13 protein-coding genes and 1 tRNA gene are annotated in these 15,738 nt (G+C 58.5%); 8 read left to right on the forward strand and 6 right to left on the reverse strand.

All coding sequences use genetic code 11. The features are described from left to right. Positions 1-10: 10 nt before the first annotated feature. Complete coding sequence (locus tag AC1Q6I_RS21885) at positions 11-985, reverse strand: substrate-binding domain-containing protein (protein WP_024075682.1); 975 nt, start codon at positions 983-985, stop codon at positions 11-13. A 154-nt stretch (positions 986-1,139) separates the two neighbouring features. Further along, positions 1,140-1,898 (reverse strand): DNA-binding transcriptional repressor DeoR, encoded by a 759-nt coding sequence (gene deoR, locus AC1Q6I_RS21890; RefSeq protein WP_041160948.1) that lies wholly within the window; start codon positions 1,896-1,898, stop codon positions 1,140-1,142. Positions 1,899-2,040: 142 nt separating this feature from the next. On the opposite strand from deoR, the gene deoC reads away from it, so the two are divergent. Further along, on the forward strand, positions 2,041-2,721 hold the full coding sequence (deoC, locus tag AC1Q6I_RS21895) for a deoxyribose-phosphate aldolase (RefSeq protein WP_102624647.1): 681 nt from the start codon (positions 2,041-2,043) through the stop codon (positions 2,719-2,721). Between the two features lie 48 nt (positions 2,722-2,769). Here deoC and AC1Q6I_RS21900 read toward each other — a convergent pair whose 3' ends face one another. After that, complete coding sequence (locus AC1Q6I_RS21900; protein WP_069076046.1) at positions 2,770-3,246, reverse strand: hypothetical protein; 477 nt, start codon at positions 3,244-3,246, stop codon at positions 2,770-2,772. A 224-nt stretch (positions 3,247-3,470) separates the two neighbouring features. Here AC1Q6I_RS21900 and AC1Q6I_RS21905 point away from each other — a divergent pair. The 5 genes from AC1Q6I_RS21905 (at position 3,471) to AC1Q6I_RS21925 (ending at position 7,769) form a co-directional block, all read left to right on the forward strand. Continuing rightward, positions 3,471-3,557: transfer RNA gene (locus AC1Q6I_RS21905), tRNA-Leu, on the forward strand. 428 nt (positions 3,558-3,985) lie between these two features. Continuing rightward, positions 3,986-4,507, forward strand: coding sequence for a winged helix-turn-helix transcriptional regulator (locus tag AC1Q6I_RS21910; RefSeq protein ID WP_024075685.1), 522 nt, complete (start codon positions 3,986-3,988; stop codon positions 4,505-4,507). A gap of 22 nt (positions 4,508-4,529) precedes the next feature. Continuing rightward, on the forward strand, positions 4,530-5,639 hold the full coding sequence (locus AC1Q6I_RS21915) for an HlyD family secretion protein (RefSeq protein ID WP_102624648.1): 1,110 nt from the start codon (positions 4,530-4,532) through the stop codon (positions 5,637-5,639). Continuing rightward, on the forward strand, positions 5,636-7,201 hold the full coding sequence (locus AC1Q6I_RS21920) for a DHA2 family efflux MFS transporter permease subunit (protein WP_102624649.1): 1,566 nt from the start codon (positions 5,636-5,638) through the stop codon (positions 7,199-7,201). Before AC1Q6I_RS21915 ends, AC1Q6I_RS21920 begins: the two co-directional genes overlap by 4 nt. Positions 7,202-7,280: 79 nt before the next feature. After that, on the forward strand, positions 7,281-7,769 hold the full coding sequence (locus tag AC1Q6I_RS21925) for a PaaI family thioesterase (RefSeq protein WP_024075688.1): 489 nt from the start codon (positions 7,281-7,283) through the stop codon (positions 7,767-7,769). 200 nt (positions 7,770-7,969) lie between these two features. On the opposite strand, the gene AC1Q6I_RS21930 is transcribed toward AC1Q6I_RS21925, so the two are convergent. The 3 genes from AC1Q6I_RS21930 to AC1Q6I_RS21940 all read right to left on the reverse strand — a co-directional run bounded on the left by AC1Q6I_RS21930 (position 7,970) and on the right by AC1Q6I_RS21940 (position 12,969). Next, positions 7,970-11,056, reverse strand: coding sequence for an efflux RND transporter permease subunit (locus AC1Q6I_RS21930; RefSeq protein ID WP_024075689.1), 3,087 nt, complete (start codon positions 11,054-11,056; stop codon positions 7,970-7,972). Then, on the reverse strand, positions 11,053-12,174 hold the full coding sequence (locus AC1Q6I_RS21935) for an efflux RND transporter periplasmic adaptor subunit (RefSeq protein WP_024075690.1): 1,122 nt from the start codon (positions 12,172-12,174) through the stop codon (positions 11,053-11,055). Before AC1Q6I_RS21935 ends, AC1Q6I_RS21930 begins: the two co-directional genes overlap by 4 nt. A gap of 174 nt (positions 12,175-12,348) precedes the next feature. After that, positions 12,349-12,969 (reverse strand): TetR/AcrR family transcriptional regulator, encoded by a 621-nt coding sequence (locus tag AC1Q6I_RS21940; protein ID WP_024075691.1) that lies wholly within the window; start codon positions 12,967-12,969, stop codon positions 12,349-12,351. A gap of 87 nt (positions 12,970-13,056) precedes the next feature. Between AC1Q6I_RS21940 and AC1Q6I_RS21945 the strand changes: the two genes are divergently transcribed. Continuing rightward, positions 13,057-14,523: an efflux transporter outer membrane subunit gene (locus tag AC1Q6I_RS21945; protein WP_024075692.1), complete on the forward strand. Its 1,467-nt coding sequence runs from the start codon at positions 13,057-13,059 to the stop codon at positions 14,521-14,523. Positions 14,524-15,112: 589 nt separating this feature from the next. Next, positions 15,113-15,718: a cysteine hydrolase family protein gene (locus tag AC1Q6I_RS21950; protein WP_024075693.1), complete on the forward strand. Its 606-nt coding sequence runs from the start codon at positions 15,113-15,115 to the stop codon at positions 15,716-15,718. The last annotated feature ends 20 nt before the right edge of the window (positions 15,719-15,738 follow it).

Below are 15,738 nucleotides of genomic sequence, written 5' to 3' on the forward strand. Positions count from 1 at the left end.
GGTGAGCGCTTCAGAGTGCGCCGGGACGGTATTCGCCGAAGGTAGCGTCGTGCTTGATCTGGGCCGCATCGGCCTGGGTCACGACTTTGGTGCCGGCGTCGACGAAGGCCGGGATGGTCTTGCCGGTAACCAGGCCACGCGCCGCTTCAATCGCGACTTCGCCTAGGTAACGCGGATCGTTGAGGGCGGTGGCGACGTATTGGTCACCGTTCTGAATGGCATTGATCGCTTCCGACAGGCCATCGACGCCCGCTACCAGTACGTTTTTCTTGCCGCTTTCATTGAGCACTTGCAGGGCGCCCATGGCCATATCGTCGTTGTGCGCGATCACGGCCTTGAGGTCGGGGTGGGCCTGCAACAGATCCTGCATCGCCGTCACCGCATTGGCGCGCATGTATTCGCTGTAGGGGCCTTCGATAATCTTGAAGTCGGTGCCGGCCAGCGCGGTATGAAAGCCCTTGCGCCGCTCTTGCATCACGGTACCGCCGGCATCGCCCTGGATCTCGATGACCTTGCCGCTGACCACGCCTTTTTGTTTCAGCGCGGCCACCAGGGCTTTGCCGGACAGCTCGCCCATCTCGGCATTGTTGCGACCGATGGTGGCGGCGACAGGCGCGTTGATCGCGCGGTCCACGGCGATCACCGGGACCTTGGCGCGCTTGGCGGCATCCAGCGAGGCGCCGACGGCGTCGGGGTTGACTGCATTGATGATCAGGACGTCGATCTTGCGGGTCAGCAGGTCCTGGATATCGTTGTTTTGCTTGCTGATGTCGCCATTGGCGTCGAGGAAGATCAACTCGTCGCCATCTTTCGCGGCGGCCGCCTTGGCACCGTCACGCAGTTGCACATAGAAAGGCGATTGGAGGGTGACCTGGCTGAAACCGATCTTCAGATCCTTGGCCTGGGCATTCAACGCCAGTACCGAGGCCGCGACAGCCAGTGCAAGGGACAGCACCTGAACAGGTTTACGGGCGATCTGTAGCATGGTGATTCCTATTTTTATTGTTGTCTGGATTCGGGCACTGCCTTCAGCGAGGCAGTGCTCACAAATGTGAACAGCGATCACATTTGAAAAATTATGCCTTGCCCGCCAGGGTGTCAAGGCAATTTTGTTAGAATCCAAACATACGATAAATAAATCACAGCATCAGAATCGCCCCGGCCTCCTCGATGAGCTGCCGCTGCGCCACTGGCAGGCCAACGTCACTGATCACCCGCTGGAAGTCGGCCAGTTCAGCAAAATGCGCCGCACGTACCTGCTCGAACTTGGTGTGGTCGGCCACCAGCACACAACGTTGCGCCCGTGCCATGACCCGGCGCTTGACCTCCACTTCATTGAGGTTGTAACAGGTCACGCCATGCACGGCGCTCACCCCGGCGGCGGAGATAAATGCCCAGGCCACGCGGATCCCCTCAAGGATGCCCAGCTCGGCGCGACTCTCGAAGACCAGGTTGCGCCGATCCAGCATGCCTCCGCACAGGATCACCGTGCAGTGGGGCTTTTGCTGGAGTTTGAGCAGGACATTAAGGGAGTTGCACAGGGCGGTGAACTCCAGGTCATCGGGCAACGCGTCGATGATAAACGGCGTGGTGGTGCCGCAATCGATGAAAACGGTATCGCCCGGGCGCACCAGGCTGGCGGCCACGCTGCCGATGCGACGCTTCTCGACGAGGTTGCGCTGGTCTTGTTCGGCCACCTGGTAATCCGGCTCCGGCGCACCGCTGCGGGTGACATGCCCGCCCAGCAGGCGCAGGCCCTGGGGGCTGTCCACCAGGTCGCGGCGCACCGTCATTTCCGACACGCCGAGCAATGCCGCCATCTCGCGTAAATGCACGGCGGCCTCGCCTTGCAAGGCCCTGTGCATGGCTTTGAATCGTTCGCTTTTCTTTGAATCCACTGCGTTTTCACTCGGTTTGAACGTGGCCGATAGATAACAAGGCTCACAAATCCCATTTACAATGTTATTTATTTAACATTTAATGCATCCAACTTAACACAAACAGGCTTTTCTCAGCACCCTCCCCCACAGGACTCCGACCATGCCCCAAGCCCCCCTGTCCCTCGCTGCCTACATCGACCATACCTTGCTGACCGCAGACGCTTCCCAGGCCAGCCTGCGCCAATTGTGCGACGAAGCTCGCCTGTACGGCTTCAAGTCGGTATGCGTCAACAGCGCCAACGTACCGCTGGCGGCCGAATGCCTGCGCGGGTCAGCTGCCCTGGTGTGCGCGGTGGTCGGCTTTCCACTGGGCGCCGGGCTGAGTGCGGCCAAGGCCTGCGAGGCACAACTGGCGATCCAGGCGGGTGCGCGGGAAATCGACATGGTGCTGAACATCGGCTGGTTGAAAGATGGCTTGCTCGACCAGGTGCGTGACGATATTGCCCAGGTGCTCGAGGCCTGTGGCGAGGTGCCATTGAAAGTGATCCTGGAAACCGGTTTGCTCAATGACGAACAGAAGATCAAGGCATGCGAAGTGTGCCGTGAACTCAATGTTGGCTTCGTCAAGACCTCCACCGGCTTCGGCCACGGGGGCGCCACCTTGGAGGATGTGCGCTTGATGCGCAAAGTGGTCGGCGCGGCGATCGGGGTGAAAGCCTCAGGGGGCGTACGCGACCTGGCAACGGCTCAGGCAATGATCGAGGCAGGCGCTACGCGCCTGGGCAGCAGCTCCGGGATAGCGATTGTCAATGGGGCCAGTGCAGTGGCCGACGCCTATTAAGCAAGACCCGCAAGCGCGAACATTCTCGCGCCTGCGGTAACGCGTCGGTTACTTCACTTTGCTGCTCAGGCTTTCAACGCTGCGTTTCAAATCGTCCAGGCTACGCTTCAAGGCGTCGATGTCACTTTTCTGCCGGTCAATCGTGCTTTTCTGATCCTGGATCGTGCTCTTGAGGCTCGACAGTTGGCTATCACCGGCGCTGGCGGCGGAACCGCCCTTACGCTTGAGCTCGTCGAGCTCGCGGCCCTGGCCCTCGACTTTGCTGGTCAGGCTTTGCAGTGCGCTGGTGCTACGCTTCTGCTCCGCTTGCAACGCTTCGATATCGCCCACCGAAAGGCTCGACGACTTCAACACATATTGGTTACCCGCCTCCATCGAAGTCGCCGTCAACCGGTCACCGGCCGACGCACTGAAATCCCCCCACTTCACCGCACTCCCCGCCTGCACCGGGCCGACCACACCACCCGCCAATACCGCCACGGCGCCTATTGTCATCATCCAAGAACGCTTACGAACACGGAGCATCAATTGATTCCTTTCCGAACTGCCGGGATGGCATATCGCTATGACTGTCATTTATGAGCCTTGTTCCCGGGTCTCGCACGCCTTTTGCGTTGTTCGTGAAGCCTATGTAGATCACTGATCTATCAAGCTTTTTCATCCAGCCCTTTGCACAAGAAAGGTGCCCGGCCACCTTGCGCCCAGGAGCCTGGATCTATATATTCCCAACCCTGTTGCACCGCGCTACCGCCCGAATGGCGAAACTGGTAGACGCATGGGACTTAAAATCCCCCGCTCGTAAGGGCGTCCCGGTTCGATTCCGGGTTCGGGCACCATAGATATCAAGGGCTTGCATGATGAACTTCATGCAGGCCCTTATCTTTTGTGTTCCTCAATTTCAGGATCTGTCCCGCACTTCCCTTCCCTGGCGTTCTGCCGACTCAAATCAACAGTTTCTGTTCTTCACCCGTACGCTAACGGAATCGCTGCAGGCAAGGCGTTCCTGGAGCGGTCGAATACCCCTCTGTCTCATGGATTGATCTTCCCCTCCCCGTTTTTCCCCATCTCATCAAGGCTGCATCCGCGTAGAAACAACCAGTGAGCCATTCGAGGCCAACGCACCATCCGTATCGAGCGAAGCGAGCGGGTGCACGAGGGGGCGCACGCCGAACACAATAATAAATTCGCGCGAGTCACTTTCATTATGAAATTCACCGTGCAATATTATTATCGTAATACTTAGCAACAAATCCCGGAGATCGTCATGAAGAAAGCCAGCTTCCAGTCCATGCCCTGCCCGGTCGCCCGTGCCCTGGAGCACATCGGTGATGGCTGGAGCCTTTTGATCTTGCGCGATGCGTTCTATGGGCTGCGTCGTTTCGACGAATTTCTCACGAGCCTGGGGATCGCCTCTAACACGCTGACTCGCCGCCTGAACACGCTGGTGGCCAACGGTTTGCTGGAGCGGCGCCCCTACCAGGACAACCCGCCGCGCCACGAATACCACCTCACCGAAGCCGGCCGGGACTTGCGCCAGGTGATTCTCACGCTGATGGCCTGGGGCGCGCGGCATGCCGAGGGGTCATCCAAGGTGTTTCTCGCCGATGAGGACACCGGGCGCCCCGTGAAACTCGCGCTGATGGATGCCAACACCGGCAAGCCCATCACCCGCGAAGACCACCGCGTGCATGTCGCCGCCGACGCCGAACCATTGAGCCTGTGGCGCGCGCGAACCGGTAGGGCCTACACCGCAAAAGATCAACTGGTCAGCCCCTTCCCCCACTAATACGCAATGAGGTCATTTCGTCATGGACGCTCAAGTCGGCGCTTTGCCCGAACCCACGAAAACTTCCCGGCGCAAACACGTACTGCGCGTGGGGCTGCTGACCCTGGCCGTGGTGGGCGGCGTCTGGAACGCCAGCCACTGGTGGCTGGTCAGCCGATTTATCGAGGACACCGACGATGCCTACGTGGGTGCGGACGTGACGGTGATCAGCGCCAAAGTGCCGGGCTATATCAGCGAAGTGGCCGTGCAGGACAACCAGTTCGTACACGCCGGCGACGTACTGGCCCGCATTGATGTACGCGACTACCGCACCGCCCTGGCCAAGGCCGATGGCGCCGTGGCAGCGCAACAGGCCGCGCTCGCCAACCTCGACGCCACCGAACAATTGCAACTGGCAGTGATCAACCAGGCCAGGGCGCAGATCGACGCTACCGACGCCGAAGCCCAACGGGCCGGCGACGATCAGACGCGCTACCAGCACCTGGTACGCAGCCAGGCCGTGTCGGTGGAAAGTGCGCAACGGGTCAACGCCGTGTGGAAGACCGCCCGCGCCGATCACTCCCGAGCGCAAGCCGGGCTGATGGCGGCACGCCGGCAGATCGACGTGATCGAAACCCAACGCGGTCAGGCCCGCGCCGCACTGCAGCAGGCCCAAGCCGAACGCGACCAGGCACAACTGAACATCAGCTACACCGAACTGCGGGCCCCGGTGGACGGCTACGTGGGCAATCGCCGCGCCCGGGTCGGTGCCTACGCCGCGGCCGGCAGCCAGTTGATCTCGGTGGTGCCGGCAAAAGGGCTGTGGGTGGACGCCAATTTCAAGGAAGACCAACTGGGCCGCCTGCAGATTGGGCAAAGCGTGAGCATCCGCGCCGATATCCTCCCCGGCCGCGAATTCCACGGGCACATCGAGAGCCTCGCCCCCGCCACCGGCGCACAATTCAGTGTGCTGCCGCCGGAAAACGCCACCGGCAACTTCACCAAGATCGTGCAGCGCGTGCCGGTGCGCGTGCGGCTCGACAGCAATGACGCCGACTTTGGCGCCCTGCGCCCAGGCCTGTCGGTGATGGCAAAGGTCAACACCCGTGAGGCGTTCGAAGACCAGGCCAGCGCCCTCAAGGCCCAGCTATGAACAACCCGCTGCCCGCCCTCAGCACTGCGCAAAAGGTCACAGCCTTCGCCACCATGTGCGTGGGCATGTTCATCGCCTTGATCGATATCCAGATCGTGTCCGCTTCCCTCAAGGACATCGGCGGCGGGCTGTCTGCCGGCGCGGACGATACGGCGTGGGTGCAGACCGCTTATCTGATCGCGGAGATCATCGTGATCCCCATGTCGGGATGGCTCTCGCGGGTAATGAGCACGCGCTGGCTGTTCGCGGCGTCGGCGGCCGGGTTTACCTTGACCAGCCTGTTGTGTGCCATGGCCTGGAACATCCAGAGCATGATCGCGTTTCGTGCCTTGCAGGGGTTCCTGGGAGGCTCGATGATCCCGTTGGTGTTCACCACCGCGTTCATGTACTTCAACGGCAAACAGCGGGTGATCGCCGCGTCCACCATCGGCGCCATCGCGTCCCTTGCGCCCACCCTGGGCCCCGCCGTGGGCGGCTGGATCACTGATATTTCTTCGTGGCACTGGCTGTTCTATATCAACCTGGTGCCTGGCCTGTTCGTGACATTAGCGGTGCCGATGCTGGTGAAAGTCGACCGCCCCAACCCATCGTTGCTCAAGGGCGCCGACTACATCGGCATGGGCCTGATGGCGGTGTTTCTCGGCTGCCTGGAATACACCCTCGAAGAAGGCCCGCGCTGGAACTGGTTCAGTGACAGCACCATCTCCACCACCGCCTGGATCGCCGCTATCAGTGGCGGACTGTTTATCTGGCGCTGCCTGGAAATCAAGGAACCGATTGTCGACCTGCGCGCCCTGCAGGACCGGAACTTCGCCCTGGGCTGCCTGTTTTCATTTATCACCGGCATCGGCATTTTCGCCACCATCTACCTCACGCCGCTGTTCCTCGGCCGGGTGCGCGGGTATGGCTCGCTGGATATCGGCCTGGCGGTGTTTTCCACGGGGGTGTTCCAGTTGCTGGCGATCCCGGTGTACGCGCTGCTGGCCAACCGCTTCGACCTGCGCTGGATCTTGATGTTTGGCTTGTCGCTGTTCGCCCTGTCGATGTGGGACTTCTCCCCCATCACCCACGACTGGGGTGCCAAGGAATTGCTGCTGCCCCAGGCCATACGCGGGTTTGCCCAACAAATGGCAGTGCCACCGGTGGTAACCCTGACCCTCGGCGCACTGGCCCCCGACCGGCTGAAACTCGCCTCCGGCCTGTTCAACCTGATGCGCAACCTCGGCGGCGCCATCGGCATCGCCGCCTGCGCCACGGTGCTCAACGACCGCACCAACCTGCACTTCCTGCGCCTGGCCGAGCACCTGAATATCCAGAACGAATCCATGAATGTCTGGCTTGACCAGCTTTCAGGCAATGCCCAACTGCTCGGGCAAAACAGCCTGGATGCCAACCAGTTTGCACTGCGTCAGCTATGGGCGCTGGCGTGGCGTGAGGCGCAGACGCTGACCTATGCCGATTCGTTCCTGATGATCATGGCGTGCTTCGTCGTCGCCGTGTTACTGGTGCCTTTGATGCGCAAGGTACAACCGCCGAAACAGCCATCCGCGGATGCCCATTGAATTTTACCCACAACAGCCGCCACCCATTTTTACCCTAGCCGACCAGCGATATCGTTCCGGCATAAATGGAGAAATATCAATGAATCTAGTCGATGAAGTTGCACCCGGCCTATCCGGACTTGAGACCCTGCAGGCGCTGATTTCTGCCGGGGGACGGCCACCGATTGGCGAATCTCTGGACTTCACTTTTGTCGAAGCCGGTGACGGCTGGGCGGTCTTCACAGGCACGCCCGGCCTGCATGCCTACAACCCGATCGGCACGATCCACGGAGGGTATGCTGCAACGCTACTCGACTCCGCATGTGGGTGCGCCGTTCACTCCAAGCTTTCAGCAACCCAGGCCTACACAACCCTTGAACTGAAAGTTTCATATTTGCGCCCCATTACCACTGAAACAGGCCCGCTCCGGGCCGAGGGTCGTGTCATCTCGGTGGGTCGGCGCGCAGCGTTTGCCGAGGCGACATTGAAAGGTGCCGACGAGCGCATCTACGCAAGCGCGACCTCCACGTTGTTAGTGATGGAACGCCCACAAAGTACAGAACGTACACCATCATCACGGCGCAATTAATCTAATCGGGAAATCGGGGGTGAAATCCCCCCGGGCCGTAGTGCTGCCCTAAATTTCGGATACGTTTGCTTTCCAATGACATTGACTCACCTTATGCGATCTTCGTCATGGCCCCGTTAATCGGGGCCATGATTGGCTGTTGTCTTCACCAGACTTGAGAGAAGGGCACGCTCACCCTGGCGAATTCATGTCCCCCTCATTCAGGCAGGATGTGCGGGTATCGAGGGTTCCCCTGAAGTGTCTGGCTTGATCTTGAACCAAAGGGCATACATCGCTGGCAGGAATACCAGGGTCAGTACAGTCCCGGCGAACGTACCGCCAATCAGGGTGTAGGCAAGCGTTCCCCAGAACACCGAATGGGTCAGCGGAATGAACGCCAGCATGGCTGCCAGTGCGGTGAGAATCACCGGCCGTGCACGCTGCACAGTGGCTTCTACCACGGCGTCATAGGGAGACAGACCGGCCTGCTTATTGGAGTGAATCTGACCAATGAGGATCAAGGTGTTGCGCATGAGAATTCCAGACAGGGCAATCAGCCCTACCAACGCGTTGATCCCGAACGGTTGCTGGAACAGCAACAGAATGGGTACCACGCCAATCAGTCCCAGAGGTGCGGTAGCGAACACCATCATCATTGCCGACATCGAACGCACCTGAAGAATGATGGTGAGCAACGTCAGTGCGATCATGATGGGGAACAACGGCAGCAACGCCCTGTTAGCCTTCCCCGACTCCTCGATCGCCCCTGCCAACTCAATGCGATAACCCTTAGGCAACTGTTCAATAAGCGGTTGCAGTTGCTTCATCACGGCGCTGGAAACATCTGGAGGCTGAAGACCTTCAGCCACATCGCCACGTACAGTGATGGTTGGGGTTCGATCACGACGCCGCAGGATGGGCTCTTCCATTCGGATCTCCACTGTCCCGACTTGAGACAACGACACCCTTTGGCCCTGCGCTCCGGTCAAGGTGAAGGCGTCGATTTTCGAGGGGTCCAAACGCGTGTCACCCGCTGAGCGTGCAATCACCTGGACCGAGCGAATGTCCTCGCGCACCTGGGTCACTGGTGCTCCGGTCAGCAGAAACTGAAGCTGCTGAGCAACATCTGCGGAGGTCAAACCAAATGCCTGCAGACGATCCTGATTCAGTGCCAGGTGAAGTGCCGGGGCACGCTCGCCCATGTCCGTATTGACGGTTCTCATCATGGGGCTGGCTTTCATCACCTCGCGCACTTGGCCGGCGATATCGCGTAGCACTTTCAGGTCCGGCCCCATGACGCGGAAGGCCACCGGATAAGGCGAATAAGGACCAAACACCAACTGGGTCACACGTACGCGTGCTTGAGGAGCCAGGCCATCAGCAACGGCTTGCCTCAGCCGGATCTTGAGCGCCTCACGCTCTTCCTGATTTGCCGTTAGCACGACAATTTTGGCAAAGGAAGGATCGGGCAACTCTGGCGCCATCGCCAAATAGAACCGTGGGGCGCCCTGCCCAATGTAGGCGGTGACTATTCGTGCTTCAGGCTGTTTCGCAACCCACGCCTCGACTTCGGATGCCGCTGCATCAGTTTGCTCGATGGATGTGCCATAAGGCATCTGCACCTCAACGAGTACCTCGGGGCGGTCTGATGTTGGGAAAAATTGCTTCTTCACCACGCTCATGCCGAGAATAGCGACAATGAACAAACCAACCACTGAGATCGCTACGAGCCCTTTACGGCGAATCACCACACCCAGTACGCGCCTGAAACGCAAGTAATTGGGCGTCCCGTAAATCGCGGCATGGCCGCCTTCAGGCACCTTGATCTGCGGTAGCAGTTTCACCCCCAGGTAAGGTGTGAACACCACTGCCACCACCCAGGAAGTGATCAGCGCAATGCCGACAATCCAAAACATGTTGGCGGTGTACTCACCTGCGGTTGATTTGGCGAAACCGTTAGGCATAAAGCCGATTGCAGTGACCAACGTGCCTGACAACATAGGGGCGGCGGTGTGACTCCAAGCATAGGCGGAGGCTTTGATGCGGTCATACCCCTCCTCCATCTTCACCACCATCATTTCAATGGCAATGATCGCATCGTCCACCAGTAGCCCCAGTGCCAGAATCAGCGACCCTAGCGTTATGCGGTCAAAGTCCTTACCTGTTGCGGCCATGACAATGAAAACTGCCGCCAGGGTCAACGGCACCGCCGCAGCGACGACGATGCCGACACGCCAACCCATGCTGAGAAAACATACCAGCAGAACCACACCCAGCGCCGCGAAAAACTTGATCATGAATTCGGTGACCGATGCATCTATGTTCACCGCCTGATCGGTGACCTTGCTCAATGTCATACCTAGCGGCAGTTGCTCGTTGATCGACGTTGTCTCGGCTTCAAGCGCCTTACCCAAATCGAGACCGTTCCAGCCGTCGCGCATCACAATACCGAGCAGCAAAGCGGGCTCACCATTGTTGCGCACCATGAACGTGGAGGGCTCCTCGTAACCGCGCTTGACCTCGGCCACATCGGACAATTTGAGGGTTCTACCCTGCACGGCCAGCGGCGTGTCGCGAATCTTCTGGAGGTCATCAAACGCACCATCGAGCCGGATGAACACCTGTGGTCCCTTGGCCTCGACTGAACCGGCCGACGTCATCATGTTTTGCGCGTTCAACGCGCTAAATATGTCTCGGGCGGAAATGCCCAATGTCGCCAGACGCTCGTATGACAGCTCGACATAAATGCGCTCGGACTGCTCACCAATGATATTGACCTTTTTCACACCCGCCACGTGCAGCAGGCGCTGACGCAAGGACTCGGCCTCGCGAACCAGCAGTCGTTGTGGCTCGCCCTTCGCCTTGAGCGCATAAAGGGCAAAGGTGACATCGGCATATTCGTCGTTGACGATCGGGCCGATGACTCCAGGCGGCAAACCCGCCTCTTCATCACGGAGCTTCTTGCGAGCTTGGTAAAACTCCTCGGGAACAGCGGAAGGTGGCGTGCTATCGAGCAAATAGACGGTAGTGAGAGCCACTCCCGGACGTGTGAAGGTCTCGGTCCGGTCATACCAACGCAATTCCTGCATGCGTTTTTCCAGCTTTTCAATCACCTGATCCTGCATCTCCTGAGCCGTCGCACCAGGCCATACCGTTACCACCGTCATCTGTTTGATGGTGAAGGCAGGATCTTCCGCGCGCCCTAGCTTGAAGAACGCATACAGCCCGCCTATGGATATCAGCAGGATCAAGAACAGCGTGATCGAACGCTCACGCACGGCCAATGCGGACAGGTTGAACCCGCTCATCGGCGCACCTCAGCCACCGCTGCCTGAGCGTTGCCTGCCACCTGAGCCCTGACCTGCTCGCCCTCGCTTAAAAGGTGAACGCCCAACGCGACAATACGATCATTGACATTGAGATGACCTGTCACACGTGCAGTTTCAGCATCACTCAAACCGAGAAACGTTACAGGGCGCCAGGTCACCTGCTCAGGCTCCCGACTCACCACCCATACACCCGGACCTTTACCCGCGTCATAGAGAGAGGCGACTGGCACCTGGACTTCACTATTGATGGCTGTTGGCGTGCCGCCGATGGCAACCGAAATGGTCGCCCCCAGTGTGGCATTGGCAAGTGCGCCCTCCAGCACGTAACGCGCCTCAAATGTGCGGGTCAACCTGTCAGCCGAATCGGACAGTTGGCGCAGATGCGCCTTCCCTTCATGCTGGTCCAATCCATAAAGCTGCGCCGTCGCCGAAGAGCCCAGAGCAGGACGTAGCGTTTCAGGTAATTGAATAACGGCCTCACGTTGTCCGGAATGGGCAACACGCACTACCACCTGGCCTGCAACTACTACCTGCCCCGGCTCCGCTAAGGTGTCTACAACAACGCCGTCGGAGTCGGCCAGCAAGGTTGAATAACCGGTGGAGTTTTTCGCCACATCAGCCTGGGCTTTGGCGGCATTCAGTTGAGCCTTGGCCGAGTCGGCGGCTGCTTTGATTCCTGCGTAGGCCGAAGCAGATACAGCACCGACAGACACCAGATCACGGTAGCGCAACTCGTCATCAGAGGCCTGTCGGGATCGAGCCATTGCAGCGAGCACCGCTTCTTGCTGCGCCCGCGCTGTCAGCGTCAGATCGTTCGCATCAATGCGCATAAGCGGCTGTCCACGCTTGACGCTCTGGCCGGTGTCCACGAGGCGTTCCGTCACCTTTCCGGGCACTCGAAAACCAAGGTCACTCTGAACCCGAGCCGCTACGACGCCGGTGTATAGGCGAGCTTCAGGTACAGAAGGCTGAACCAGGCTGACGCGAACCAAAGGAGCCTGGAGACGAGGATCAGGAGGCTGTGCCTCGCTGCATGCAGCCAAGGCAAACGGCAATAGACCGATGAACATAAATGAAGTGGAACGGCGCTGGATCATAGAGACCTCTTGGAAGCGGATGCGCCATGCTCATCCAAGTGACCAAATAAGTCAACGGTCACGAAACGAACAAATGAAAGCCGTCTGCTGATCAAGGTGAGATCAGCAGAGTCGGCCTTAAGTTACGGATACAAGGGAAGTGCGGAGGTGTACAGATCTGCCAGCCAGCGCTTTTTAAGGCATCAGGCTGCGCAGAATAAGGCTGGAAATGAGCCCAGGGGCCTCTTCAACGACGTCAAGGTTGTGCTGCAACAGCAAAGGGTTGATGTAGGGGCGTAGTGCGAGGTGAATCGACTCCACTGTCTCATCCAAAGGCGTCTTGCGCTCAAACTCTCCGAGTTCACGCCCCTCTCGTACAATTTGCAGTACGAAGTGTTTGATTCGCATGTCATAGACCTGCGAGCTGGGCCAGCGCTCCGACGCAGAGAACGCCGCGATGTCATACAGTTTTCGATCATTAAAAAACAGGTCAACCCCTTTGGTTATAAGGCTTTTGACCAATCGTCGAAATCGCTCCGTGGGTGAGATACCCACGGCATTGATAGCTTCCTCCACGGCCGCAATGATTTGCGACAGGCAATTGCTGCAAATGGCTTCACCAATCGCCTGCTTGGAGTCGAAGAACTTGTAGATATACGCCTTGGAAAAACCGATCGCTTTCGCGAGGTCGGAGACTGTTGTCTTGCTGTAACCGTATTGACTGAAATGTTCGTTGGCCGCCGCGACTATCTGGTCTCGGATTTCGTGTTCGGCAGGACCGCGAGTGCTGGACGAGGAAACGGATAATGGGTTCATGCGATTAGCTTACGCACCCGCAGGGCTGTTGACAACTTATGACCAAATCGTAATATGGTCACCAACCGATCATTTCAAAGGTGTCACATGCACCCTTTCCGTTTTGCCGTTTTGCTAAGTTTCGGTATGGTCACAGGCTGCTCGGTGGGCCCTGACTATTCGGAGCCCAAAGTAGAACTGCCCGCGCATTTTTCAGCGCATCCACCTACAACACGAACAGTTGACTCAACCTCCAGCGATCTTACCGTCTGGTGGAAGGCTTTCAATGACCCCGTTCTCAGCCAGTTAATCAATCGAGCCCTTGAGCAGAACCTCGATTTAGCTCAGGCAACCGCCAGGATCGAACAGGCTCACGCGGGCTTGGGAGCAGCTAATGCCGCTCTTTTGCCGTCGGCCACCGTCAGTGGCCAAGCGGCTAGAGCGCGACAATCCTTGGAAACACCGTTGGGCCAAGTGCTGAATTCAGATCCATCCTATAACCGCTACGGTAGTGCTTATGAGGCGAATCTCAATGCTGGCTGGGAACTTGATGTGTTTGGAGGATTACGTCGAGGCAAAGAAGCAGCCGTGGCCGACTACCAGGCGTCCCAAGCAGCAGCAGTTGCCACACGGCTAGCAGTGGTAGCGCAGACTGCTGACCTTTACATCAGCATCCGCGGCCTGCAAGCACGCCTGGAAATTGCCCGAAAGCAAGTAGAGACGCGACAACACCTGCTCGCCACCATCGAACATCTCTACGCCAAAGGACTGGCTGCTGAACTGCAGCTGAATCAGACTCAAGGATCGTTGAACCAAGCGCAAGCAACGGTGCCAGTACTGCAGGCTGGCCTTGATTCGGCAATGAACGCTATGGATGTCATCTTGGGTAAGCCACCGGGCACTTATACTGCGCAGTTGGCTCAATCGACACACATCCCGGATGTACCACAATTCGCCAGCCTGGGCTCTCCAGCGGACCTCCTGCGCCGACGTCCAGATTTGATCGTCGCAGAGCGCCGGCTGGCGGCATCAAACGCTCGCATCGGCGAAGCCATTTCCGAGTACTACCCCAAGTTTTCCGTAGGCGCGCTGATAGGCAGCGCGACGTCGGTCTCCAGCGGAAATCTTTTCTCCAACGATGCCAGTCAGGCATCGGCGGTATTGGGACTACGCTGGAGGCTGTTCGACTTTGGCCGTATTAACGCTCAGATTGACTTGGCCAAGGGGCAAGAAGCTGAAGCGTTAGCCGCCTATCGCCAGTCAGTGCTACGGGCCTCCGAGGATGTCGAAACCGCTTTTTCCGCGCTGATCAACCGCGAGCAGCAGCTTAAACAGCTTGCGCAGGGTGAAATTGCTTTTACAAAAGCCCGAGACAGATCATTCACCGCCTACGAAAAAGGCGTGGTGAGCCTGATCGAAGTACTGGGTGCCGATGAGAACTTGTTAGCCGCATCTGATGGCAGAGCACAAGCCCAAACGGAATCGGCTCGAGCTGCGGTGGCCACATTCAAAGCATTGGGTGGCGGTTGGCAACACGAGTCACAAGACCCGCGATTTCTCTCGAGTGCCCAATAACAGTCGAATACCTCACGAAACGGTTCATCCCACTTTACGGCCTTAACTGGCCGTTTTTTTCTGGAGAAATGAACTCGGGGTCAAATGCAGATGTTCCTGAGGTACTGACGCAGTGGGAAGATGCTCATTCCCCAGCATGTCTGCTGGTGGACGGGAAGCCAGGTGCTCACCCAGAAGAATCAGCCTCGCCATCCATAGACCGGTAAAGAGCGTTCCCTTCTGGGTGAGCGCGGCAAAGATACTCCCGACTGACAATCATTATCAATAATTTCCGATTAGCCGCTGAGTACGCAGGGGAAGCGGACCGTGGATTTGCAGTAGTCGCTGATGAAGTTACCTCCAGGGGTTCAGACCCAACCCTATCTCCCACTGCCCAGGGCGTGAACCTGCATAACCCTGGGAATCGGAACATCGAGGCCGTGCGATACACGCGGTCCTGAAGACAAAATGCATTAACCAACGTTGTACACTCATCGTGTGTAGCCGGAACCCAAGCGTAAAGCCATGACGCCATTCCCTATGCCCCCTGGTTGATCGGCGGCGCTTTGTGCCGTCCGACGTGGTAAATCCTACTGATCGGAGCATCACCATGAACCCGAGTACAACCGCCCTTGTGTTGATTGAATTCCAGAATGACTTCACCACCCCGGGTGGGGTCTTCCACGACGCCGTCAAAGACGTCATGCATGCCACCGACATGCTTGCCAACACCGCCACCACGGTGCAACAAGCGCGCAAACTCGGCGTGAAGATCATCCACCTGCCCATCCAGTTTGCCGACGGTTATCCAGAGCTGACCCTGCGCTCCTACGGGATTCTCAAAGGCGTGGCAGATGGCAGCGCCTTCCGCGCCGGCAGCTGGGGCGCCGAAATCACCGATGCACTGACCCATGAATCAAGCGACATCGTGGTCGAGGGCAAGCGTGGGCTGGACGGTTTCGCCACCACGGGCCTGGACCTGGTGCTGCGCAACAATGGCATCCAGCATCTGGTGGTGGCGGGTTTTCTCACCAACTGTTGCGTTGAAGGCACCGTCCGGACCGGCTATGAAAAGGGCTATGAGGTGGTGACACTGACCGATTGCACAGCGACCTTCACCGATGAACAACAACACGCCGCCGAGCAATTTACCTTGCCGATGTTTTCGCAAACGCTGAAGCACACACAGTTCCTGGCCGCGTTGAACGCCAAATAACCCAAAAATGCCCAGCGCGA

It is taken from the genome of Pseudomonas sp. MPR-R2A5, from assembly GCF_058793055.1.

Excerpts from the sequence above, each read along its gene's own strand:
- AC1Q6I_RS21940 (WP_024075691.1), bottom strand. The coding sequence starts at position 12,969 with ATGAACCCATTATCCGTTTCCTCGTCCAGCACTCGCGGTCCTGCCGAA.
- AC1Q6I_RS21925 (WP_024075688.1), top strand. The coding sequence starts at position 7,281 with ATGAATCTAGTCGATGAAGTTGCACCCGGCCTATCCGGACTTGAGACC.
- AC1Q6I_RS21885 (WP_024075682.1), bottom strand. The coding sequence starts at position 985 with ATGCTACAGATCGCCCGTAAACCTGTTCAGGTGCTGTCCCTTGCACTG.
- AC1Q6I_RS21910 (WP_024075685.1), top strand. The coding sequence starts at position 3,986 with ATGAAGAAAGCCAGCTTCCAGTCCATGCCCTGCCCGGTCGCCCGTGCC.
- AC1Q6I_RS21945 (WP_024075692.1), top strand. The coding sequence starts at position 13,057 with ATGCACCCTTTCCGTTTTGCCGTTTTGCTAAGTTTCGGTATGGTCACA.
- AC1Q6I_RS21915 (WP_102624648.1), top strand. The coding sequence starts at position 4,530 with ATGGACGCTCAAGTCGGCGCTTTGCCCGAACCCACGAAAACTTCCCGG.
- AC1Q6I_RS21950 (WP_024075693.1), top strand. The coding sequence starts at position 15,113 with ATGAACCCGAGTACAACCGCCCTTGTGTTGATTGAATTCCAGAATGAC.
- AC1Q6I_RS21920 (WP_102624649.1), top strand. The coding sequence starts at position 5,636 with ATGAACAACCCGCTGCCCGCCCTCAGCACTGCGCAAAAGGTCACAGCC.
- AC1Q6I_RS21935 (WP_024075690.1), bottom strand. The coding sequence starts at position 12,174 with ATGATCCAGCGCCGTTCCACTTCATTTATGTTCATCGGTCTATTGCCG.
- deoC (WP_102624647.1), top strand. The coding sequence starts at position 2,041 with ATGCCCCAAGCCCCCCTGTCCCTCGCTGCCTACATCGACCATACCTTG.
- AC1Q6I_RS21900 (WP_069076046.1), bottom strand. The coding sequence starts at position 3,246 with ATGCTCCGTGTTCGTAAGCGTTCTTGGATGATGACAATAGGCGCCGTG.
- AC1Q6I_RS21930 (WP_024075689.1), bottom strand. The coding sequence starts at position 11,056 with ATGAGCGGGTTCAACCTGTCCGCATTGGCCGTGCGTGAGCGTTCGATC.